The sequence below is a fragment of the Hymenobacter sp. BT559 genome (assembly GCF_016427535.1).
Lineage (GTDB): Bacteria > Bacteroidota > Bacteroidia > Cytophagales > Hymenobacteraceae > Hymenobacter.
Genome location: NZ_JAELXV010000008.1, coordinates 16,390 through 39,279, shown reverse-complemented (window position 1 = coordinate 39,279; position 22,890 = coordinate 16,390). Strand labels below are relative to the sequence as shown.

The following is a 22,890-nucleotide window of genomic DNA, read 5'->3' as shown; positions in this document are numbered from 1 at the left end:
CTCAAAAACCAGACGGCTCGTATAGCTGTCCTGCAAGCACCACTACGCAAAGTTGCCTAAAAAACCTTGCCAAACTCCGCACTCCCCCCTTCATGGACGTTGAAATCATGACCATCGGCGACGAGCTGCTCTATGGGCAGGTCGTAGACACCAATTCGGCCTTCATGGGCCAGCAGCTCGGCCGCCTCGGCTTGCGCGTGCGCCAGATAACCAGCGTGAGCGACCGCGCCGACGAAATAGTAGCTGCCTTGGACCAAGCCCGGCAGCGCGCCAAAGTTATCCTCACCACCGGTGGCCTAGGTCCTACCAAAGACGACCTCACCAAGCACGTGCTGGCGCGCTACTTCGGCCGCGAACTGGTGCTGCACGAGCCCACGCTGCACCACGTAGAGGAGATTTTCAAGCGCTTCAACCGCCCTATGCTCGACGTGAACCGCCAGCAGGCGATGGTGCCCGAGGGCACCGAGGTGCTGCACAACGCCGTAGGCACCGCCCCCGGCATGTGGATAGAAGACCAGGGCACCGTATTTATCAGCATGCCCGGCGTGCCCTTCGAGATGAAGCGCCTGATGCAGGATGAAGTGCTGCCCAAGCTCCAGCAGAAATTTGACCTCGCTCCTATCGAGCACGTCGTGGTCATGACGGCCGGCCTAGGAGAATCTTTCCTGGCCGAAAAAATTAAAGACTGGGAAAGCGCCCTGCCGCCCAACATCAAGCTGGCCTACCTGCCCAGCCTGGGCAGTGTACGCCTGCGCCTCACCGGCACCCCTGATGGCCAGCCCGACCTGCGCGTCCGCATGCTGGCCCTGCTGCCCGCCCTGCGCGAGCACATTGGCGAGTACATTTTTGCCGAAGAAGACTCGCCTCTCGAAGTGGTAGTGGGCCAAATCCTGAAAGCCCACAACTGGCAGCTCGGCACTGCCGAAAGCTGCACCGGCGGCGCGGTGGCGGCCCGCATCACCAGCGTACCGGGCAGCTCGGCCTACTTCCGCGGCAGCGTAGTGGCCTACGACAACGACATTAAGGAGAGCCTCCTAGGTGTGAATGCCGAGACGCTGGCCCAACACGGCGCCGTGAGCGAGGCCACCGTGCGCGAGATGGCCGAGGGCGCCCGCGCCCGCCTAGGGTGCGATTTTGCGCTGGCCACCAGCGGTATCGCTGGCCCCGGCGGCGGCACGCCGCTCAAGCCAGTGGGTACTATTTGCATTGCCTGCGCCACCCCCCACGGCACCGTGAGCCGGCAGATTAACATCGACCGCGGCCGGCAAACCAACATCGAGTACACCGCCCAGGCCGTGCTGATATTGCTGTGGCAGCAGTTGGCGGGGCATAAGGAAGCCGCGTTGCTGAAGGTGTAGCTAGTTCTAGCTTGCCTATTACCATCTGTCATTGCGAGCGCAGCGAAGCAATCGCACCTGAACGGCCGCGCTAAACAAATGCTGTTACTTTGCTCCACTACCGGAGAAGAAACCAATAAAAAACGGCTTTCAGCATCTGCTGAAAGCCGTTTTGCTTTTGTTGAAAGTCGTCCGGTTCTCTTTTTGAGAGAAGATTGAGGAATGAGGCGCGCAAGCCTGACGAGCAGCAACTTAGGCAGCCATCAACACTGGCGCTTCTACCTTGACTTCAACAGCCTGCGCTACTACCGGTGCACCGGCTAATATTTCCTCATTCGCAGCAGCGGCGTATTTCTCGAAGTTGGTGATAAACTTCGTTGCCAGCTGATTGGCTGCCCGGTCATAGGCCTCTTTATCGGCCCAGGTGCGACGCGGGTCGAGCAGCTCGGTTGGTATGCCAGGCACGGCGCCGGGCACCTGCACCCCAAACACGGGGTGCGGGCGGAACTTTACGTCGTCGAGCTGACCGGTGAGGGCGGCCGTGATGAGGGCGCGAGTGTAGCTCAGCTTCATGCGGCTGCCGACGCCATAGCCGCCGCCCGACCAGCCCGTATTCACCAGCCATACGTTTACGGGGTGCTCGTCTAGTTGGCGGCCCAGCATCTCGGCGTATTTGGTGGGATGCAGCGGCAGAAACACCGCCCCAAAGCAAGCCGAAAACGTGGTCTGCGGCTCCACTACGCCCATTTCGGTGCCGGCTACCTTGGCCGTGTAGCCGCTCAGGAAGTGGTACATGGCGTGGCTCTTATCGAGCTTGCTCAAGGGCGGCAGCACGCCAGTAGCGTCGGCGGTGAGGAAGAATATATTGGTGGGCACCGGCCCGATGCTCGGCACCGCGATGTTGGGAATGTAGTCGATGGGGTACGCCGTGCGGGTATTCTCCGTCACCGACTTGTTGGCGTAATCGACGGTGCGGGTGCCGGGCGCGAAGCGCGTGTTTTCGACGATGCTGCCAAACTTGATGGCGTTCCAGATTTCGGGCTCTTTCTCCTGGCTCAGGTCGATAACCTTGGCGTAGCAGCCGCCCTCGAAGTTGAAGATACCGCCCTGGCCGGGTAGCCAGCCGTGCTCGTCGTCGCCCACTAGGTGGCGGTTGGGGTCGGTGCTGAGCGTGGTTTTGCCGGTGCCCGAGAGGCCGAAGAAAATAGCCGTATCGCCGTGAGAGCCGATGTTGGCCGAGCAGTGCATGGGCAGCGTATCTTGCTCGTGGGGCAGCAAATAGTTGAGTACGCCGAAGATGCCTTTTTTCATCTCGCCAGCGTAACCCGTGCCGCCAATTAGAATCAGCTTTTTGGTGAAGTTGATGATAGCAAAATTCTTTTGCCGGGTGCCGTCCACGGCCGGGTCGGCCTCGAAGCCGGGCGCACAGATAATGCTGAAGTCGGCCGCCCAACTGGTATCCGCGCCTTCTTCGGGGCGCAGAAACATGTTGTAGCAGAATAGATTGTGCCAGGCCAGCTCATTCACAATGCGCAGCTTGAGCTGCGAGGCCGGGTGCGCCCCGACATAGCCTTCGCGCACGTACAGCTCTTTATCCTCTAGGTAGGCCACCATTTTCTGGTGCAGTTGGTCAAACTTGTCCGCTTCGAAGGGAATGTTGATGTCGCCCCACCACAAGCTGTTGGCTGTGTTTTCGTCGCGCACGATAAACCGGTCCTTAGGCGAGCGGCCCGTGAACTGCCCGGTGTCGGCCATTAGTGCGCCTGTGTCAGTGAGCACGCCTTCTTTGCGGCACACCGCGGCCTCTACCAGCGTGGCGGGCGGCAGGTTGAGGTAGGCATTGGCTAGGCGGCGGAAGCCTAGGGACTGCAAGCGGCTCAGAATGTTGGCGGTAGCTGACATAAAAGAGGATTGAGTGGTAAGAATGAGTTACTGAGAAGGCCATTGCGGAGCCAGGGTGATGCGTACCCCGGCCCCACGAGAGCGATAGGTGGGAATGGTAGTGGCAAAAGTACGCGAGCGAATTATAATTGTTAGCGAATTTTCGCTAACAATTATAATTCGCTCGAACTGCGGTAGCTTTGTCGATAGAAAAAAGCGGTTTAAATGCCCCTGCGGCACTTTAGGATGGCTGAGAATTTTTGAGCTGGGCTCGTGCGCGCCTTGGCTGGCTGCCTACTTTTACCTCCATCGCCCCTATCCTTATGCTAAACCACGGCCAGGTTGTCCGTCTCATTTTTGGCTTGAAGCTGCGCGAGCTGCGGCAAGAGCGTGGCCTTTCGCCAGCCGAGCTGGCCCGCGCCTGCGACTTGAGTGTGAGCTACCTCAACGAGATTGAGAAGGGCAAAAAATACCCCAAGGCCGATAAAATACTGAGCCTGAGCAAGTGCCTAGGTGTGCGCTACGACCAGCTAACGTCTACGGTGCTGCCGCGCCGCCTCGAGCCCATTGCCGACCTGCTGCAATCGCAGGCGCTGCAAGAGTTTCCGCTGGAACTGTATGGGCTGGACCCCATGCAGCTGTTCGAGCTTATCGCCAACGCGCCGGCCAAGATGAACGCCTTCATCAGCACGCTCTTCGAGATTGCGCGCAACTACGAGCTGCGCCAAGAGCATTTTTTCGTGGCCGCGCTGCGCTCGTACCGCGAGATGCACGACAACTATTTTGAGGACTTAGAGCAGGATGCGCAGGCATTTGTGGCTACTAACCACCTTACGGCCACTCCCCCCTTCGACCTAGCCCAACTCGAAACCCTCCTGACCCAGCACTACGGCTACACCATCGACCGCACCACGCTGGCCGGCAACCCGGTAGTGGTGGCCGGGCGGCTGCGCTCGGTGTTTCGGCCCGCCACCAAAACCCTGCTCATGATACCAACGCTGAGCCGAGGCCAGCAGGCGTTCGTCCTAGGTCGGGAGTTAGGCTTCAATTACTTAAAGCTGAAGGAGCGGCATTACGCCAGCCCCAACCCCCTGGAACCCCGCTCGTTTGAGGAAGTGCTCAATAACTTTCGAGCTTCCTATTTCGCGAGTGTGCTCTTGATGGAGGAAGACAGCCTGGTGCGCGACCTGCGCCAGCTGTTTGCGGCCCCCACCTGGCAGCCCGCCGCCTGGCTGGCCCTGCTCACGCGCTACGACGTGAGCCCCGAAATGTTGATGCAGCGCATTGCCACGCTGCTACCCAAGCACTTTGGGCTCAGCAGCTTATTCTTTCTGCGCTTCGACCAGGACCAGGCCGGCGCGCCCTACCGCCTCACCAAGGAGCTGCACCTTTCGCGCCTGCACAACCCCCACGGCAACGAGCAGCACGAGCACCTTTGCCGCCGCTGGGTGAGCCTGCAGCTACTGGCCGAAGGCCGCGCCCTGCCACCCACCGGCACCACCTTGCGCCTGGCCGCCGCCCAGCGCTCGCAGTACCTAGGCACCGACGACGAGTACCTGTGCTTCTCGCTAGCCCGCCTGGGCACCGCCACCGAGCCCGCCATGAGCGTGACCATCGGCCTGCACTGCGACGACAACCTGCGCCAGCAAGTAGCCTTCCTCCCCGACCCAGCCTTGCCCCTCATCACCGTCAACGAAACCTGCGAGCGCTGCCCCATAGCCGACTGCACCGTACGCGCCGCGCCGCCCACCCAGGTGCAGCAAGCCGCCCGCCGCGCCACCTTCGAGGCCGCTGTAGCGGAGTTGGTGCAAGGGTAGAATGGCCATAAGTAGACACTGCCCAAAACCGACGCCCTAGGTCTACTAATTTAGGCAGTTAGCTAGCTACGCGTGGCTTCTTCAGAGCCAGTAAGGAGTGCGTTGACACTTCGGCCACGATGGTATTGGTTAGCGTGCCGAGGCCTTCGATGGTCATGGTCACCTCATCGCCGGCTTGCAGCCACTGCTCTTGGTAAGCCGGGTCGCGGAGCCGGCCAGTGCCGTTAAGCTCTAAAAAGCAGCCAGTGCCCACGGTGCCGCTGCCCAGCACGTCGCCGGGGCGCAGGTCTACGCCGTAGGCGCAGCGCTCTAGCAGCTCGGCAAAGGTCCAGTCCATGTCGGCCACGTTGCCTTCGCTGACCTGGCGGCCATTCACGGCGCAGGTCATGCGCAGGTTGTAGGCGTGACCGGTATGGCCGGGCTTGGCGGGCAGCCGGTAAGAGGCCAACTCGTCGGGCGTGACCAGCCACGGGCCAAGGGTAGTGCAAAAATCCTTGCCCTTGGCCGGCCCTAGGTTCAGCAGCATCTCTTCCATTTGCAGGGTACGGGCGCTGAGGTCGTTCATTATCATGAACCCGCCGATGTACTCATCGGCCTCGGCCGCCACGATGTTGCGCCCCGGGCGGCACACCACGATGGCTATTTCCAGCTCAAAATCCAGCTTGTGAAAATGGTCGGGCATGCAGCGCACGGGGCCCGGCCCCTGCACACTGTGGTGGTTGGTGAAATAAAAAACCGGGTACTCGTCAAACTCGGGCAGCATGGGTACCCCGCGGTTGCGGCGGGCGGTGGCCACGTGCTGCCTGAAGGCGTAGCCGTCGCGGCAAGACATGGGCTCGTTGACGGGCGCCAGCAGTTGGGTGTCGGCCAGGGGCACGCCGGGGCGCGGGGTGCGCCGCAATAGCTGCTCAGCGGCCTGCGCCAGCGGCAGGCACTCATCCCAGCGCTGCAAAAACTCACGCATGGTGGCGGGTAGCCGCGCATCGAGGGCCTGCAAATCGTAGAGCTGACCTAGGTGCACTAGTGCGAGCCGCCCGCTGGCGCCGTGCGCATAGGTGGCTAGTTTCATAAGAAGCCGCGGCTGATTAAAGCTGATTAAAACAGATTACTGGTAAATGGCGAACGCGTTAACTGCCCGTCCCTTGCAACAAGACCCTAGGTACTCCTAACGCCCCGGTTCCAGCCAAGACTTGTAGTAGGCGCCATCGTCGAGGGCCAGCGCGGCTTCGGTGAGCTGCAAGGGGCGGAAGGTATCAATCATCACGGCCCATTCGTCGGTGCCGGTTTTGCCGATGCTGCGCTCGTAGGCGCCAGGCGCAGGGCCGTGCGGAATGCCGCCGGGGTGCAGCGTAATGTGCCCCTGCTCGATGTTGTTGCGCGACATAAAATTCCCGTCCACGTAGTACAGCATCTCGTCCGAATCGATGTTGGAGTGGTAGTAGGGCGCGGGTATCGCCTTCGGGTGGTAGTCGAAGAGCCGCGGCACAAACGAGCACACCACAAAGGCCTTGGTTTCGAACTGTTGGTGCACGGGCGGCGGCTGGTGCACCTTGCCCGTTATCGGCTGAAAGTTACGGATGTTCATGCCGTAGGGGTAGTTGTAGCCGTCCCAGCCCACCACGTCGAAGGGGTGCGAGGGGTATACCAGCTCGTGCAGTACACCCTGCTTCTTGATTTTCAGCACGAAGTCGCCGGCTTCGTCGTGCGTCTCTAGCTCGGTCGGCAGCTTGTAGTCGCGCTCAGAGTAAGGCGCGTGCTCGAGCAGCTGGCCAAAGTGGTTGCGGTAGCCCTTAGGCGTATAAATTGGGTGAAACGACTCGGTGATGAGCAGGCGGTTATCTTCCGACTCAAACTCGATTTGGTAGATAAGGCCCCTAGGTATCAGCAAGTAGTCGCCGGGCTCGAAAGCGATGTTACCCAGCTGGGTCCGCAGCCGCCCGCTGCCCCGGTGGATGAACAGCAGCTCGTCGGCATCGGCGTTTTTGTAGAAATACGCTGTGAGCGACTGGCGCGGCGCGGCCAGCGAGATGTGTACGTCGCTATTCACCAGCACCGGCGTGCGGGCCGCTAGGTAGTCGTCCTGCGGCGGCACCTGAAAGCCTTTGAGCAGCCGAGCTTTGATGTTCTTCGCCACTGCAATTTTCGGCGTCATGTCAGTTTCGCTCCGCACCTCCCGCACCGCCGTGGGCGGGCGCAGGTGGTATAGCAGCGACGACATACCCTCGAAGCCAATCGTGCCGAATAGCTGCTCGTAATGGAGCCCCCCGCCGGGCTTCTCAAACACCGTGTGGCGCGTGGCCGCCACCTGCCCCAGCTTATGATAGATAGGCATTGGTTTAATTGTTAATGGTGAATGGTTAATTGTTAATGTTGTTTAACTGGCCCTAGGTAGTCGCTGGGCAGCATTAACAATTAACCCTTAATGATTAACAATTAATCAAAGATTACCCCGGCGGTCTTGTTCACGCTCTAGGCTCTCAAATAGGGCTTTGAAGTTGCCGGCACCGAAGCTGCGGGCGCCCTTGCGCTGAATGATTTCGAAGAAGACCGTGGGGCGGTCCTCGACGGGTTTGGTGAATATCTGGAGCAGGTAGCCTTCCTCGTCGCGGTCGGCCATGATGCGCAGGCTGCGCAGGGCTTCCACGTCCTCGTCGATGTTGCCCACGTGCGCCCGCAGGTTGTCGTAGTAGCTGTCGGGGGTATGCAAGAACTCTACGCCGCGGTTCTTCAAGGCCCGCACCGTACTGATGATGTCATTGGTGGCCACCGCGATGTGCTGCACGCCCTCGCCTTCGTAGAAGGTCAGGTACTCCTCAATCTGCGACTTCTTTTTGCCCTCGGCTGGCTCGTTGATGGGAAACTTGACGTAGCCGTTGCCGCTGCTCATGACCTTGCTCATCAAGGCCGAGTATTCGGTGGTAATCTGCTTGTCGTCAAAGCTGAGAATATTGGTAAAGCCCATTACGTCCTCGTACCACTTCACGGCTTCGTTCATGCGGTTCCAGCCCACGTTGCCCACGCAGTGGTCCACATAGAGCAGGCCCGTGGGCTCGGGGTTGAAGGCCGACGTTTGGGCGGCGTAGCCGGGCAGAAAGGCACCGCGGTAGTTTTTGCGCTCCACAAAGAGGTGCACTGTTTCGCCATAGGTGTAGATGCCGGCCGTGCGCACCTCGCCGTGCTCGTCGCGGAGCGTACGAGGCTCCTGGTAGCTACGGGCACCGCGGGCCATGGTTTGCTCGTAGCTGGCGTAGGCATCATCAACCCACAGGGCCAGCACTTTGACACCATCGCCGTGCTGGCGCACGTGGTCGGAGATAACGTGGTCAGAATGCAGCGCAGTGGTGAGCACCAGCCGAATTTTGCCTTGTTGCACTACGTAGCTGGCCCGGTCGCGCACGCCCGTTTCGGGGCCGGCGTAGGCCACGGTTTGGAAGCCAAACGCAGCCTTATAGTAATAAGCTGCCTGCTTGGCATTGCCGACGTACAGCTCGAGATAGTCAGTGCCCAGCAGGGGCAAAAAATCGGTGACAGCGCGCTGCTTAAGTTCTTGGGCTACTAGGGGTTCCATGGGCGGGTGGGAGAAATAAGATGAGCTAGATGCCGCAATAGTACTGCCTGCCCCAGGGCATTGTCCAATATCAGTTTATGATAAGGCTGATAAGTATTTCTTATTACATTCGAGCATGGAATTTCGACAGTTGCGGTACTTCACAGCGGTGGCCACGGAGCTGCATTTTGGCCGCGCCGCCGAAAAGCTGTGCGTATCGCAGCCGGCGCTCAGCCAGCAAATCCAGCTCCTAGAAAAAGAGCTGCAAGTGGCGCTGTTCGACCAACACCAGCGCCAGCGCCAGCGGCGGGTAGTGCTCACGGAAGCTGGGGTCGTGTTCCTGGCCGAAGCCCAGCGCCTGCTACAACAGCACCAAGAAGCCATCGAAGCGGTGCGGCGCGTGGGCGCTCAGTCGCAAGTACTGGACCTAGGCTACTACCAGCTGCTGCGGCCCGAGCGGCTGGCGGGTATCATGCAGTGCTTCGCCCAGCACTGCCCCGAGGTGCAGTTTCACTTGCACGAGTTTCCTAACTACCAGGCGGTGCAGCACGCCCTGGCGGCGGGCCGCATCGCGGTGGGCCTTACCATGCTGCCGCTGCTGCACCCAGGCCTCACGGCGCGGCCCTTTGGGCAGGGCGAGCTGGCGGTGGCCCTGCCCGCCACGCACCCACTGGCCGCGGCCGAGGCAGTACTACTAGAACAGCTGGCGCACGAGAAGTGGGTAGAAATCAGCCGCCACCTGCACCCAGTCTACGACGAAATCGAGCAGCTTTGCCAGCGTGCGGGCTTCAGCCGGCAGGGGGCCATTGTGCAAGAAGCCTCGTCGCTAGAGCTGCTGGGCCACTTTGTGGGCCTAAGTATCGGCGTAGCCTTCGTGCCGTCCTTTTTCGACATGGGCACGCTGGCGGGGGTGGTTACGCGTCCGCTGCGGGTAGCCAATGGCTCGCCCGTGACGCTTACGCAGTGCGTGGTTTTCCAGGCCGCTCACTCAGCCGAGCCACTTTGGCAGGCCTTGGCGCAGTGCTGCCGCCTCGCTTAGGCTGAGTATTAAGAGTGTATGAGAACTGGCCATGCAGAGCCTGGCCGAAGCAGGTCGGATTGCAAAGCATTTTCCAAGAGCTGGGCACCCGCTAAATCACCTACCTCTACCTTGCCCTTACGGCCCTTTACTACCTACTTGGGGCTAGAAAAGCGACCTAGGGCCAACTCGGGCAAAACTGCGCCACCCACGCGCAACAAAAGTGCTGTAAGCGAGTATGATATTACTATATATTCATCATCCGTTCATTAACACGCTCCCCCTATGCGGCACCTACTAACGCTCCTGCTTCTGCTATCGTTATCTACTGCTTATGGGCAAGCAGTGGTGATAACGGGAATTGATAAATCTCATCAACGCACCATGGTGTGGGTTAACCAGTCGAATGGCTTCTCTGATGCGTCATATGTCAGGGCCCCTATGTATCAGAGCGTTTATACCAACGACAGTTTATTTACTATCACCACGGCGGTACTCAAGCAACCTACTTTCGCCTATTACAACGTATACCGTGGCCCAGGAGCTGACTGCTTGCTAACGCCGGGCGATAAACTAACGCTGACGCTATCGGCTGCTAAAAAACCGCAGACGCTTACTGTCGAAGGCAAAAACGCGCTTAACTATCAGTTTTGGCTAAATGCAGACCAAGTAGGTGCCGCCTTGCATTTCAATGAGAAACTGCATGCGGCCAAGAGCTGGCAGGCTCATCAGCGGGTACTTGGCCAGTACAGTCGGGCTATTGACAGCCTTATTAGCAAATATGCCGCGCGAGGGATGAGCCCACTGCTGCGTAATGCTGCCAACGCGACAAAGACAGGTATATTAGCCATACATCGAACATCGGGCTACTACAGGCAAAAGAACTGGGCTGACGCTCCGTTTCCCTCTCCCCTGGTAAAGTCGGATACGCTAAACTTTCAGCAACTCAACCAGCCCGCCTTACTTGGCTTTATGCTTTACCCAGTAGGCCTGTACGGCCTCATTCGGCTGACGGACGGCAATCGGGCCGAACACACCATTGCTAATTTTCAGGGCAATGCTCAGTTTATACGACAGCACTTTACGGGGCCAGTGCGCGATTACTTAGTGGGCATGCTTGTCAGGGATTACGCCAATGCCGAGAATAGCGGGCTAGATAAACGTACCTTGCAGCCGCTGATAGCCCGCGAAACAGCCCTTATTCAAGCACCTGCCTATAAGGCCTGGGCTACATTTAACTCAGAGTTTTATGCCAAAACCAACGAGCCGCTGCCCGCCTGGGTGCTGCAAAGCAAGCTGCTCACGGCCGATAGCACGCTGCTTTCGGTGCAGCAAGTACTAGATAAATACCGGGGCAAGCCTCTTATCATCGACTTTTGGGCTACTTGGTGTGGCCCCTGCAAGCAGGAGTTTCGGGCAGGCCGCGAGCAGGTAGCGGCCCTGAAACAGCAAGGGTACCAGTTCCTCTACATCTCCCTCGACGAGCCCAAGGACTACCAGCGCATGAAAGCCGAAGCCCGGCAGTATCAGCTTATTGACCACGCTTATAATGTAGTCAGCAATGGCAAGAAAGTGCCTCTAGCTACCTATTTCAATCTGATTGGTGGCGGCATACCTCGCTTATTGATGCTTGATGGCAATGGGGTTGTGAAGATGCTGCGTCTCCCTAATCCCAGTAACGCAGGGGCATTCAAGCAGGCAGTAGCCTTGCAGTAACGCCCGTGCACTAGTCGCTAACCTAGGCGCAGCCTTGCCAACGAGCTAGGTCTGCTCAGGAAGCCAGTACGATGCGCTTGGCCGGCATTTCCTCGGCGTAATCGTGGATGATTTGCCGCAGTATCTGCATATCCTTGGGGCAGGCCTCGGCAAATCCCTGCCAGTTGCGCAGCACTACTTCCTCCGGCATTTCTACTACCGCAATAATAGCGTCCCACAGCGCATCCCAGCTGGGGCCGTACCAGTCGGGAAACCCTAGGTGCTGCTTAAACGCTTGGTGAATGGCAACCTTGCTATCAATTCCTGCTAGGTCAATTGTTACAACATTGTTTGTCATTATTCTTGTTATTTTCTCGCTTCATTGCCTCACTAGCGTGCATTACGCTACGCTAAACTTGTAATTAATGCGCCGGCGAAGTAATGGTCTAAACTCGTTGCCTAAGCAGGTTTTATAAAAAGATAAGGGGCTGATTTATTTCTTTAAAAAAGGAATCTCTCTGGCTTGCACCACTAGGGTATCGCCGGCGACTAACTGATTGATAACAGCCGAATTAAACGTATTTTGCACGCCCTTGTAGGCCCAATAGGAGGTAGCGTAAGCAGTGGACGTCTGAATGAGCCAACTGAGCTGCGGCAGAAAGAGCTGGCCATTGTGGCGCGTAATAACTCGAATTGTTCGCACCCGGCAGTATAGGGATGGTATGCCACTGCTAGGCGGTAAAATTTGGCAGCGCTGGCCGGGCTGCTCTAGTTGCATCATACCGGATAGTTGCTCTGCCCTATCTGTTGATGAGCCCTGCAGTATGACCACAGAGTCTTTTTGTGCTAGCACCAGTCGTTGCGACGACTGGGAGGTGACGTCGGTCTGAATACTGTCTGTACGTGTTGGACCTTTATCCAAGAGTGTGACTCTATTATTCCCTCGGAAAGCCAGTATAAGAGATTGGGTAGTAGGCAGCGGTACCTCAACTCGTGAAAAGTAGGTACCAGCGTTTCTATTGCGCCGAGCTAAAAACTTATCAACCAGCATTTGATTATCAACCATCCCTGTACTGGTGTACATCATGATAGGGGCCGGTTTGATAACGGCCTCGGCTTCAAAGCTACCTACTAGCGCCGGCTGGGTTTCTCTGTCTTTACCGCAGCCAGTCAGTAAGCTAACGCTTGCGAGAAGAACGTAAAAATTATATTTCATCAACTTTATTAAATAACGCAGAATAGGTCAGTAACAAAGTAAATGAACACAGCCAAGACGAGCTAATAATTATCTTTTTTGACTGATACCTACGTAAGGCGCGTGGCAGCTACTGCCAAAATACAGCGCCGTATCCAGCACCTCGTCGCCATCGTCGGCCATTGTTTCGGCTAGTTTCTCGATGTTGAGGTTGCGCGCCGAGGCATGGAATATTTCGCGGTAGGTACCGCGCTTTTCGTAGAGCGCCAGGTGGGTGCCGCTTTCCATCCTCTCGCCATTTTTCATCACGTAGACGCAGTCCGAATCCACGATTTGGGCGAGGCAGTGGGAGATGAGCTAACGCCGCTGACAGCAGCAAAGAACAGCTATGTTACGCTGAACTTGCGCCTAAATATCTAAAAAGGCCGGCTTCTCGCGTTGAGAAGCCGGCCTTTTTAGATAAAGTCACTTAACAAGTTTCTCTACTGCGGGTAGATAGTTTGCACAGCCTTGATATCGCCGGTCGTGAAGCCCTGCCACGGTAGCACCGTTGCGTTCATCACCGAATTAGCATCGGTAGTGGGCGTGCCCGTGATAAAGACGCCCTGCGTCTGGTTGGTGTGGGTAAGGCCGTGGATGTGGCCCATCTCATGGGTCATGGTAAACTCCTTGTAGCTTGCGCTCAAGTAGTTGTACTTGGTGTTGATGGTCACCGTGTTGCCGGGGCGGCCATTGGAGTAAGGCAGGTAGGCGCGGGCAATCCAGTTTTCGTCGGCATAGCCTAGGTTCACCACCACATCGGCCGCGCTGCTGCTGGTTACCTCCCGCAAGAACAGCTTGGTACCGTTCACCGCGTTCCAGTTGGTGATGCTGGCGCGGGTCGCCGTTTTCCAATCAGCAGGCACGTCGGCATTGATGAAATAGTCGATGTTGGTGACGTAGGTGTTCGACACCAGGTAGTTCCAGCGCCACTGCTCGCCTTGCGCAGCGCGGCCGGTGCTGGCTGCCATGCGCTCCTGGGCATCGGCCGCCGTAATCAGCACGTCGCCTTCGAGTATGAAGCTTTTTTGCGCCTCATTGTACACGATGTCGCCGGCTTTCACGCCCGTCGAGGTCGCCAAAAAGGTGGTCAATTCGGCCACTGGCACGGCCGATGCGCTGTTGGGCGCCATCTCTTCTTTGCTCTTCGATTCGCACGAGAACATCAATGCCGCGCCGGCGGCCAGGCCCAGGGCCTTGTGCAATCCTACTACTTTGCGGCTCAAAATAGACTTCATCATAAAGGGGTGGCTAAGAGATGAAACGTTGGTGAATTGTCGGCGTAAAAGCTCCTCTTTAGCCAATTAGGTTCCGCCACATATCGGGCTAGGGTGCCATAACCCCACCGCCACAGGCCCAGCTTGCCACCTGCCTTTCCTCAAAACCACCCTCTACCCAAGTCCTGTGGTGTGCTCCTCTATACTAGACTATCTACTTAATTAAAAGATATTTATCTACATGATTGATAATAAAATCTCCAAATTTACGCCGCTCATTTTTCGCCGCTGATGCTTTTAGCAAGAGGGTAGCTATTTCCGCAAAAATTTTATTTCGTCTCTTCCTTTAGCTGAGCGAATGGCGTGCGTAAATCACTCGCCGACTGGCTACGCATGCCACTCCTTGCGTCCGCTCACAGCGCCGTATCCAGCACCTCGTCGCCGTCGTCGGCCATTGTTTTGGCCAGCTTCTCAATGTTGAGGCTGCGAGCTGAGGCGTCGAATATCTCGCGGTAGGTACCGCGCTTTTCGTAGAGTTGCAGGTGGGTGCCACTTTCTACCATTTCGCCTTTTTTCATCACGTAGATGCAGTCCGAATCTACGATTTGGGCGAGGCTGTGGGAGATAATAACCACCGTGCGGCCCTGCTTGATGGCGTCGAGGCTGTTTTTGATTTGCTCGGTGGCGATGGCATCGAGGCTGGCGGTGGGCTCGTCGAGAAAAATGATAGGTGGGTTTTTGAGGAACAGCCGAGCAATGGCGATGCGCTGCTGCTGCCCGCCGCTTAGCTGCTGGGCATCGCTCTGGTAGCCCCTAGGTAGGTCTAATATCTGGTCGTGGAGGTAAGCCTGGCGGGCGGCGGCTTCTATCTCGGCCTGGGTGGCGGCGAAGTTGCCGTAGCGGATATTCTCCTCAATGGTGCCCTTGAAAATGTGGTTTTTCTGGAGCACCAACCCGATTTGCTGGCGCAGAGCGTGCGTGTCGTACTCGCTCAGCGGCTGGCCGTCGAGCAGCACGGTACCGCCGTTGGGGCGGTAAAACTCGCAGAGCAGATTGATAATCGTGCTCTTGCCCGCGCCGCTGAGGCCTACGAGCGCGGTGGTTTTGCCCGCCTCGATGGTCAGGCTCACATCGTGCAGGGCGGCCGTGCCGCTGGGGTAGGTAAAATCGACGTGGTGCAGCTCAAAGCGGCCGTAGAGGTGCGCGGGCCGTAGTGGGCCGGGGCGCTCGGTCTGGTCGTCGGCATCGAGGATGGCGAAAAAGCCCTCGGCGTAGGTCAGGGCCTCGTTCATCTCGTCGTAGATGCGGTGCAGTTGCCGGATGGGCGCCGATACATTGTTGAATAAAAGTATGTGGAACATTATCGCCCCAATACTAATCTGCCCGGCCAGCACGAGGTAGGCCGTGAGCACGATGATGGCCACCACCCCAATTTGCTCCACGAAGGTTTTGAGGCCGTCGTAGCGAAAGTTGGTTCTGCGCGTCGAGAGTTGGGCTTCTTCCAGCCGGTCTTGCACGGCGAGCTGCTTATCACCCTCGTAAGCTTCACGCACAAAGCTCTTTATCACCACGATGCTGTCGATGATGCTGATGAGGCCGTGGTTTTTCTCCTCGCGCAGGCTGCGCAACTTGCGGCGGGTGCCGTTGAGGCGGTCGGCCTGCCGGTAGCTGAGCCAGAAGTAGACCGGTAGCACGGCCAGCGCCACCAGGCCGACCCACTTATTGGCAAAAAACATGACCACCAGCGCCACGATGGCGTTGGCAAAGAGCGGCAGAATATCAATAAAGAAGTTCTGCACCAGCTTCATCAGGCTCTCTACGCCCCGGTCGATGCGGGTTTGGAGCTTACCCGTTTGGTTGCCGCCCTCCGAGAAAAAGCCCAATTCATACCCTAAGATTTTGGTGACAGCCGCCTCGGCCAACGCCCCCGACACGCTGATGCGGATTTTTTCGCCATAGTACTTCTGCCCGAAGGTGATACCCGTATTTACCAACTCCTTACCCAGAAGCAAGCCACTCACCCACAGCAGCATATGCCAGCCTTCGGCCAGCCCCTGACCTCGGTTGAGCAAACCCTGCACCGTATCGACGGTGTAGCGCAGCACAAACGGGTTGACCTGCGCGGCCAGCGAGCCCACCAGCGTGAGCAGCAACGTACTGACAACCAGCGAACGGTAGGGCCGCACAAAGGGTAGCAGGCGTTGAATAATTTGCCAAAGGCTCATGGGCACGCGGGGCAAGGGTGAGCCGGTTAGACGGGCGCGCTAGCCAGCAGGTTATTTCCCTAGGTATACTAATTGGCACGCGCTTGGAGTTAGGAGCAACGTAGCAGGGCGCTACCGCTGGCTTGGCCAGCTGCTTTTCTCTCCTTTCATTCTGCTCTTATTATGTTACGGACTGCCCTCTTCATCAGCGGCTTCATTGGCCTATTGGCCACCGCCACCGTGGCCGCTCCTACCGAAAGCGCTTCTACTACCTGGCGGGGCCGGGGCTTTCGGCGCCACCGCCCCAGCCAGGGCGACTACGTACCGGTATACGCCACCTACCGCTACCACAGCCGCGAGCAGCGGGGTTTGTTTGGCTTTTTGCACCGCGGAAATCCGGCCGCTCGACACCATAGCAATAAGCCGCTTAAGCACGGTTCTAGCGGCCGCAAACACACCACGGGGCTATTTTAAGCCAACGAATTTCCATCCATTCGCAACGTTTATTCGTATGGCGGCTTATGAAAAAACTACTTTTTAGCACTGCTGCTGTTGCCTTGGCAGTAGCTGCTGCGGCCCCGGCCGCTCATGCTCAGTCGGTTCGCTTTGGCCTCAAGGCTGGTGCCAACCTCTCGAATCTTTCGGGTGACCTCGTGCAGCAGGACCAGTACAAAAACCGCTTTGGCTTCCAGGGCGGCGCCATCGTCAACCTAGGGCTGATAGACGACGACTTCCTGGCTATCCAGATTGAAGGCTTGTATTCGCAAAAAGGCTTCAAGTATGCTGACCGGCAGTACACGTTTCTTAACAACACCATCCGCAACACGGGCAACGTACGCTACGATTACCTCGATGTGCCCGTGCTCTTGCGCCTCAAAACGGGCGGTGTGTTCTTCGAAGCTGGCCCGCAGTATAGCTACCTGCTAAGCATCAGCAACAACCGCACCCAAACCCTGAACGGCAATACCGTGAGCTCTGTCAGCTCGCAGACTTCTGACCTCGACCGCGTGAAGCGCAACGAGCTAGGCTACGCCGCTGGCCTGGGCTTCCAGGCTGAGTCGGGCTTCTTGGTGGGCCTGCGCTACAACGGCGCCTTCACCGATTTTGCTAAGGATGGTTACAGCAACGACGAGTTTCGCAATGCCCGCAACTCGACCTTCCAGGCGTATGTAGGCTTCATGCTCGGCGGCAAATAGACCGCAGATTCAAACGGATTTTTAGGATTTAACGGATGCGCCGGCCGGCGGCAGGCTGACTCCGCAACTGCATTGGCTAGCTTAGGCTGCCTAGGTTGTTAGATTACACAAAAAAGGCCACTCCTAGGCAGGAGTGGCCTTTTTTGTGGCAGCTTGGGCAGCAGACAGCTTAGCTGGCGTTGGAGTTAGCTTTTAACTTCAGCTTACCGTCTTTGGCTTTGAGCTTGCCGTCTTTCATGCCGTGGCCGTGGTGGCGGTTGGCCGCCAGGGTGGTGTATTTTGCAAACTGCTCGGGCGTTAGCACTTGCTTGAGCTGGTCGCTGTACTTGGCGCGGTTGGCCTGCATCTGCTCGCGGGTGGGGCGGGTGCTGGCATCGGCGCGCAGGGCCTGCATTTCCTGGGCGCGGGCCGCCATAATCTGCTCTACTTTGGTTGATTGGTCGGCGGTCAGGCTCAGTTCCTTGCTGAGGCGCTTAGCCTGGTGCTGCGCCATTTCCTGGGGCGAGCGGCGGGGGTGGTCGCCCTTCTGGGGCGGAGTGGTTTGGGCGGCTGCGCTAAACGAGATGGCAACCACGGCGAGCAGGGGCAACAAAAACTTTTTCACGAAAAAAGATTGAGAAAGAGTGGAAGGATAGGGATATGACTACAGGCAGGCTTTCAGCAGCATAGCTTCATTACAAATAATCGGCAAGCAATTAGTTGTATCAGCCATCCATTGTTTATCACGGCCTGACCCAGCTTATACAAACCCCCGGCCGAAAATGACCAGCCCAAAAAACCTACGGGCGTATGCCCCCTACACCCCGACCAACAGCCCGGATTTCCAGACCTAGGCCGCACCAGTTCCTTTTTTCACCGCTCCTAGGTAGCTAAGCGGCCCTGCCACCAAGCCCAACGCCCCCCAGCTAGCGGCAAGCACTAGTTGGGGGGCGTTGAGGTCGCTCCCTGTTCGTTATTGGCTTAAGCACAGTCCCACAGACCGCTACGGCCCGCCATCAGATGCGCAACAGCACTTGCAGCTGGCAGCCCGGCAGGGGCTGCGGCAGTGCTCGGGCCGGCAGCTGCGATACCGACACGGTGCCCCAAATGGGAGCCGACGTTGCCGAAGTGCGCCATACGGCTGGGGTTGACCAATGTGCTCGTGGTGGTAAATGTGTTTTCATAACTAGGAAAATGGAGAATTATTACTGCCTGGGCCCAGGATACCATCCTACTGATTTATAGCACAAAGCCAGGTCAATACACAAAGCAACGACACATGCTGAAGCCATCCAATACCCATAAGCAGGTATTTATGAAGAATAGCTGATTAATGCAACGCAGCTGTCTACTTAGGCCTCTGACCTAGACATTTAGCTGGGCCACCACTCAGCTCGTGCGCGGTAGCGGCGGGGTATGAGGGGCGCCGTGCGGGGCCCGCTAACCTTGGCATACCAAACCCGGTTCACTTTACGGCTACCTTTGCAGCCACAAGCTCCCTCCCACTCTACTCTCTCTTAATCCCCCCGACCTTTTTTATGGCCCGAGTGGAAATGACGATGCCCAAGATGGGCGAATCCATCATGGAAGGCACCGTACTCAAATGGCTCAAGCAAGTTGGCGATGCCATCGAGCAAGATGAATCGGTGCTCGAAGTAGCTACTGACAAAGTAGATACCGAAGTACCCGCCCTGTACGCTGGCACGCTGGCCGAAATACTGGTGCAAGAAGGCGAAGTGGTGGCCGTAGGAGCCCCCATTGCGCGCATCGAAACGGATGCCAGCGCCGCAGCCGCAGCCCCCTCGCCGCTGGAGGAAAACAACGACCTGGAAGAAGCCAGCGCCAACCCACCCGTAGCCGACCCCGACAATATTCCGCCGCTGCCCACGGCGCCCCCCGGCCCCGCCGATGTGCCCTACCTGCCCAGCCCCGGCACTCCGGTAGGCGTGCCCGCCCCGGCAGCCCCTACCTCCGACGAGCACCCCGTGCAGGCTGGCCGCTTCTACTCGCCGCTGGTGCTCAGCATCGCCCGCGAAGAAGGCGTGAGCATGAGCGACCTAGAGCGCCTGCCCGGCACCGGCCAGGAAGGCCGCGTAACTAAGAAAGATATTCTGGACTACGTAGCCGACGGCAAAAAGCCTTTGGTGCCCACGGCCACCGCTCCAGCGCCCGCCCCTGCTCCGGCAGTCCCTGCGGCTCCAACGCCTCCAGCACCAGTTTCAGAGGCACCCGCCCCGCCGGCGCCCGCAGCCCGTCCTAAGGACCAAGAACCCACGCCGCAGCCAGCCGCCAAGCCCCAAGCACCTAGTCCTGCTGCCAAGCCCGCCCCCTCGGTATCAGGCAACCAGGAGCTGGTAGAGATGGACCGCATGCGCAAAATGATTGCGCAGCGCATGGTTGACTCCAAGCGCATCTCGCCGCACGTGACGAGCTTCGTGGAAGCCGACGTGACCGAGCTGGTGCACTGGCGCAACAAGCACAAGGATGCCTATAAGAAGCGCACCGGCGAAAACCTGACCTTCACGCCGCTCTTCGTGTGGGCCGTGGCCCGCGCCATTCAGGATTTCCCGGCCATTAACGTGTCGGTCGATGGTGATTATATCATTAAGAAGCGCGACATCAATGTGGGCGTGGCCGTGGCACTGCCGTCGGGCAACCTAATCGTGCCGGTCATTCACAACGCCGACCAGCTCAACCTTAATGGCCTGACCAAGAAGGTTAACGACCTAGCTAACCGCGCCCGCCAAAACAAGCTCACGCCCGCCGACCTAGAGGGCGGCACATACACGCTGAGCAACGTGGGCTCGTTTGGCAACGTCATGGGCACGCCCATCATCATGCAGCCGCAGGTGGCTATTATGGCCGTGGGCGCTATTAAGAAAAAGCCTGCTGTAATCGAAACGCCCCAGGGTGACCTCATCGGCGTGCGGCACTTTATGTTCTTGAGCCACAGCTACGACCACCGCGTGGTCGATGGCTCCCTAGGTGGCTTGTTTGTGCGCAAAGTGGCTGACTACCTCGAGCAGTTCGACCCAAACACGACGATTTAATTTCTTAAAAAAGGCTCAATAAACGTCTGTCATGCTGAGCCTGCGAAGCATCTTTTTACGGCTGAGATAATCTAGCGTGAAAAGATGTTTCGTAGGCTCAGCATGACAGACGTTTTTGGTACGGCCTTGCTACACTCATGAAAAATATTCTTTTTATCGCGGCCCTGGTCGTTTCCCTAGGTCTTATTGGGTTTCTCTACCAGCGCCTCAGTGCTACGGAGGCCGCGCTGAAAGAAGCGCAGAAGCACTTCAACGACTGCCAGCAAGTCACGTTTCAACTTCAAAACCAACTGAGTGCCGACGAAAAAAACGCGGAGGCCCAAGGGACCACCGCGCCTTCCGTCAGAAAGTAAGCCAGAGCAGCACTTCGTTTTGCACCTAGGTCCTACCCTACGCCAAACGGAGTGCCACTCGTTCTTGCTTATGATTTTTCGCCTAATAGAAGCAGCATAAACGCGTACTGCCGCGCTACATCGTGCAAGGCCTTGAAGCGGCCCGACGCGCCGCCGTGGCCCGCCTCCATGTCGGTGTGCATGAGCAGCAGGTTCTTGTCGGTCTTGGTCGCGCGCAGCTTGGCCACCCACTTGGCGGGCTCGAAGTACTGCACCTGCGAGTCGTGCAAGCCGGTGGTAACGAGCATATTGGGGTAAGCCTGTGCCTTCACATTATCGTAGGGCGAATACGAGAGCATGTAGTCGTAGTACTGCTTTTGGGCGGGGTTGCCCCACTGGTCGTACTCGCCAGTAGTAAGCGGAATGCTCTCGTCCGACATGGTCGTAACCACGTCTACAAACGGCACGGCTGCAATTACGCCTTTGTAGAGGTCGGGGCGCATGTTCACCACCGCACCCATAAGTAGACCACCGGCGCTGCCGCCCATAGCGAATAGCTTCGTGGGCGAGGTGTACTTCTGCTTCACTAGGTACTCCGAGCAGTCGATAAAATCGTTGAACGAGTTGATTTTGTGCAGCATGCGGCCATCCTCAAACCACTGGCGGCCCAGCTCCTGCCCGCCCCGGATGTTGCAGAGCACGTAGGCAAAGCCGCGGTCGAGCAGACTCAGGCGCGCGGCCGAGAAGGTTGGGTCCATCGATGCGCCGTAGGAGCCGTAGGCGTATTGCAGCACCGGGCTGTTGCCGTCCTTCTTGAAGCCTTTTTTGTAAACGATAGACACGGGGATGAATTTGCCATCCCGCGCCTTCACCATGAGGCGCTCTTCGGTGTAATTGTTCTTGTTGAAGCCACCTAGGACCGGCTGCTCCTTCAGCAGGGTTTGCTGGTGGGTGGCCATGTTATAGTCGTAGGTCGAGGTCGGCGTAGTAAACGACGTGTAGTTGAAGCGCAGCTGCTGGGTGTCAAACTCCGGATTGACCCCGATGCTCGACGTATAAGCTACCTCATTGAATTTCAGATACTCGTCCTTTTTATCCTGCCACCGAATCACGCGCAGCTGCAGCAGGCCGTCCTTACGCTCGTTTAGTACGAGGTAGTCTTTAAACAGCTCCATACCAGCAATGAACGCCTCAGAGCGGGCCGGAATCACGTCCTTCCACGCCGTCTTGGCCGTGTTGGTCAGCGGCGTGCTCACGATGCGGAAGTTCGGCGCCTGGTAGTTGGTACGCACGTAGAACTGTCCGTTGGCATCTTCTACCTCGTACAGATGGTCGGTTTCGCGGGGCAGAAACACCTTAAATTCACCGGCCGGCTTGTTCGCATCGAGGTAGCGCACTTCTGAGGAGAGCGAACTAGTGAGCGAGATTTGCAAGTATTTCTTTGACTTGCTACGGCTGATGTGCGTGTAAAAAGTATTGTCTTTTTCCTCGTACACCAGCGCATCCTGCTTGGGGTCGGTACCTAGGGTGTGGCGGTATATCTGGTAAGGCAAGAGCGTGTTCACGTCCTTTTTGGCATAAAAGAACGTCTTGTTATCGGCTGCCCACACGCCGGCTCCCTCCACGTTAGCGATTTCATCGGGGTATAAAGTGCCGGTTTTCAGATTTTTGAAGCGCACCGTGTAAAGGCGGCGGCTCACAATGTCGGTACTGTAAGCCAGCAGCTCATTGTTATCGCTCACCTCATAGCCCCCAATGGCAAAGTAGGTGTGACCCTTGCCCATCTCGTTGCCATTGAGCAGAATTTCTTCTGGCGCCTGCTGGCTGCCCTTTTTGCGGCAGTAGAGCGGATACTCGCCGCCCGCTTCGTAGCGGGTGTAGTAATAGTAGCCGTTGTCGCGGTAGGGCACCGACTGGTCGGTTTCCTTAATGCGGCCGCGCATTTCCTGAAACAGCTTCTCTTCCAGGCCCTTCACGGGCGCCATTTGCTGGTCGAAGTAGGCGTTTTCGGCCCGGAGGTAGTCGAGCACCTGCGGGTTTTCGCGCTCGTTGAGCCAATAGTAGTTATCAGTGCGCGTGCCGTTGGGCGACACGAGCTGCTTGGCCTTTATGGTGGCCACCGGTGGTTGGGGCATAGTCGTGGTAGTAGTGGCCTGTGCCTGCGCAGCGAGGGTCGCCAGCGTACCTAGGCAGCCTAGCCAAAGAGTAGGTAGTACGTTCATGGGCAGAATAAAAGTTGGTAAGCCCAAATAAACGACTATTAATTCGTTCTTACGTCTTATTTTTTACTTTTGAACTCTCACTATAAAAGGGCTAGACTCAAAGCAAATATCCCCCTCACACAGTGCCAGGGCCTGTATGAGGGGGATACTCAGTTAGGAAG

At 57.7% G+C, this 22,890-nt stretch carries 20 protein-coding genes; 8 read left to right on the top strand and 12 right to left on the bottom strand.

Going from position 1 to position 22,890, the window contains the following annotated elements; genetic code table 11:
- Positions 1 to 92: 92 nt before the first annotated feature.
- Positions 93 to 1,358: a competence/damage-inducible protein A gene (locus JAO77_RS21280; RefSeq protein WP_198992484.1), complete on the top strand. Its 1,266-nt coding sequence runs from the start codon at positions 93 to 95 to the stop codon at positions 1,356 to 1,358.
- Positions 1,359 to 1,589: 231 nt separating this feature from the next.
- On the opposite strand, the gene pckA is transcribed toward JAO77_RS21280, so the two are convergent.
- On the bottom strand, positions 1,590 to 3,239 hold the full coding sequence (gene pckA, locus JAO77_RS21275; protein ID WP_198992482.1) for a phosphoenolpyruvate carboxykinase (ATP): 1,650 nt from the start codon (positions 3,237 to 3,239) through the stop codon (positions 1,590 to 1,592).
- A 302-nt stretch (positions 3,240 to 3,541) separates the two neighbouring features.
- Between pckA and JAO77_RS21270 the strand changes: the two genes are divergently transcribed.
- Entirely contained in the window at positions 3,542 to 5,035 is a 1,494-nt protein-coding gene (locus JAO77_RS21270) for a helix-turn-helix domain-containing protein (RefSeq protein WP_198992480.1), read from the top strand.
- A 58-nt stretch (positions 5,036 to 5,093) separates the two neighbouring features.
- On the opposite strand, the gene JAO77_RS21265 is transcribed toward JAO77_RS21270, so the two are convergent.
- The 3 genes from JAO77_RS21265 to hppD form a co-directional block, all read right to left on the bottom strand.
- Positions 5,094 to 6,104 (bottom strand): fumarylacetoacetate hydrolase family protein, encoded by a 1,011-nt coding sequence (locus JAO77_RS21265; RefSeq protein ID WP_198992478.1) that lies wholly within the window; start codon positions 6,102 to 6,104, stop codon positions 5,094 to 5,096.
- Positions 6,105 to 6,200: 96 nt separating this feature from the next.
- Complete coding sequence (locus JAO77_RS21260) at positions 6,201 to 7,367, bottom strand: homogentisate 1,2-dioxygenase (protein ID WP_198992472.1); 1,167 nt, start codon at positions 7,365 to 7,367, stop codon at positions 6,201 to 6,203.
- A gap of 105 nt (positions 7,368 to 7,472) precedes the next feature.
- Positions 7,473 to 8,603 (bottom strand): 4-hydroxyphenylpyruvate dioxygenase, encoded by a 1,131-nt coding sequence (hppD, locus tag JAO77_RS21255; protein ID WP_198992471.1) that lies wholly within the window; start codon positions 8,601 to 8,603, stop codon positions 7,473 to 7,475.
- Between the two features lie 115 nt (positions 8,604 to 8,718).
- On the opposite strand from hppD, the gene JAO77_RS21250 reads away from it, so the two are divergent.
- Both JAO77_RS21250 and JAO77_RS21245 read left to right on the top strand, forming a co-directional pair.
- Complete coding sequence (locus JAO77_RS21250; RefSeq protein ID WP_198992470.1) at positions 8,719 to 9,621, top strand: LysR family transcriptional regulator; 903 nt, start codon at positions 8,719 to 8,721, stop codon at positions 9,619 to 9,621.
- A gap of 951 nt (positions 9,622 to 10,572) precedes the next feature.
- A complete protein-coding gene (locus tag JAO77_RS21245; RefSeq protein ID WP_198992469.1) occupies positions 10,573 to 11,316 on the top strand; it encodes a TlpA family protein disulfide reductase in 744 nt (247 codons plus the stop codon).
- Positions 11,317 to 11,371: 55 nt separating this feature from the next.
- Here the strand turns inward: JAO77_RS21245 and JAO77_RS21240 are convergent, their stop codons facing one another.
- The 5 genes from JAO77_RS21240 to JAO77_RS21220 all read right to left on the bottom strand — a co-directional run bounded on the left by JAO77_RS21240 (position 11,372) and on the right by JAO77_RS21220 (position 15,971).
- Positions 11,372 to 11,653 carry a barstar family protein gene (locus JAO77_RS21240; protein WP_198992468.1) on the bottom strand — a complete coding sequence of 94 codons (282 nt, stop codon included), beginning with the start codon at positions 11,651 to 11,653 and terminating at the stop codon, positions 11,372 to 11,374.
- A 135-nt stretch (positions 11,654 to 11,788) separates the two neighbouring features.
- Complete coding sequence (locus tag JAO77_RS21235; protein WP_198992466.1) at positions 11,789 to 12,511, bottom strand: hypothetical protein; 723 nt, start codon at positions 12,509 to 12,511, stop codon at positions 11,789 to 11,791.
- 69 nt (positions 12,512 to 12,580) lie between these two features.
- Entirely contained in the window at positions 12,581 to 12,820 is a 240-nt protein-coding gene (locus tag JAO77_RS21230) for an ABC transporter ATP-binding protein (protein ID WP_198992464.1), read from the bottom strand.
- Positions 12,821 to 12,972: 152 nt separating this feature from the next.
- Entirely contained in the window at positions 12,973 to 13,770 is a 798-nt protein-coding gene (locus tag JAO77_RS21225) for a M57 family metalloprotease (RefSeq protein ID WP_235998548.1), read from the bottom strand.
- Between the two features lie 389 nt (positions 13,771 to 14,159).
- Complete coding sequence (locus tag JAO77_RS21220) at positions 14,160 to 15,971, bottom strand: ABC transporter ATP-binding protein (protein WP_198992461.1); 1,812 nt, start codon at positions 15,969 to 15,971, stop codon at positions 14,160 to 14,162.
- A gap of 162 nt (positions 15,972 to 16,133) precedes the next feature.
- Here JAO77_RS21220 and JAO77_RS21215 point away from each other — a divergent pair, with 162 nt between their 5' ends.
- Positions 16,134 to 16,424 (top strand): hypothetical protein, encoded by a 291-nt coding sequence (locus JAO77_RS21215; protein ID WP_198992460.1) that lies wholly within the window; start codon positions 16,134 to 16,136, stop codon positions 16,422 to 16,424.
- A gap of 47 nt (positions 16,425 to 16,471) precedes the next feature.
- Positions 16,472 to 17,146, top strand: a complete 675-nt coding sequence (locus JAO77_RS21210; protein ID WP_198992458.1) for a porin family protein — start codon at positions 16,472 to 16,474, stop codon at positions 17,144 to 17,146.
- A gap of 169 nt (positions 17,147 to 17,315) precedes the next feature.
- Here the strand turns inward: JAO77_RS21210 and JAO77_RS21205 are convergent, their stop codons facing one another.
- Together JAO77_RS21205 and JAO77_RS21200 are read right to left on the bottom strand one after the other, a co-directional pair.
- Positions 17,316 to 17,750, bottom strand: coding sequence for a DUF4890 domain-containing protein (locus JAO77_RS21205; RefSeq protein WP_198992455.1), 435 nt, complete (start codon positions 17,748 to 17,750; stop codon positions 17,316 to 17,318).
- Between the two features lie 391 nt (positions 17,751 to 18,141).
- Positions 18,142 to 18,309 carry a hypothetical protein gene (locus JAO77_RS21200; RefSeq protein WP_198992453.1) on the bottom strand — a complete coding sequence of 56 codons (168 nt, stop codon included), beginning with the start codon at positions 18,307 to 18,309 and terminating at the stop codon, positions 18,142 to 18,144.
- A gap of 354 nt (positions 18,310 to 18,663) precedes the next feature.
- Between JAO77_RS21200 and JAO77_RS21195 the strand changes: the two genes are divergently transcribed.
- Both JAO77_RS21195 and JAO77_RS21190 read left to right on the top strand, forming a co-directional pair.
- Entirely contained in the window at positions 18,664 to 20,175 is a 1,512-nt protein-coding gene (locus JAO77_RS21195; RefSeq protein WP_198992452.1) for a dihydrolipoamide acetyltransferase family protein, read from the top strand.
- 137 nt (positions 20,176 to 20,312) lie between these two features.
- On the top strand, positions 20,313 to 20,528 hold the full coding sequence (locus tag JAO77_RS21190; RefSeq protein ID WP_198992450.1) for a hypothetical protein: 216 nt from the start codon (positions 20,313 to 20,315) through the stop codon (positions 20,526 to 20,528).
- Between the two features lie 68 nt (positions 20,529 to 20,596).
- Here JAO77_RS21190 and JAO77_RS21185 read toward each other — a convergent pair whose 3' ends face one another.
- Positions 20,597 to 22,729, bottom strand: a complete 2,133-nt coding sequence (locus JAO77_RS21185) for a S9 family peptidase (protein WP_370550320.1) — start codon at positions 22,727 to 22,729, stop codon at positions 20,597 to 20,599.
- Positions 22,730 to 22,890 lie beyond the last annotated feature (161 nt).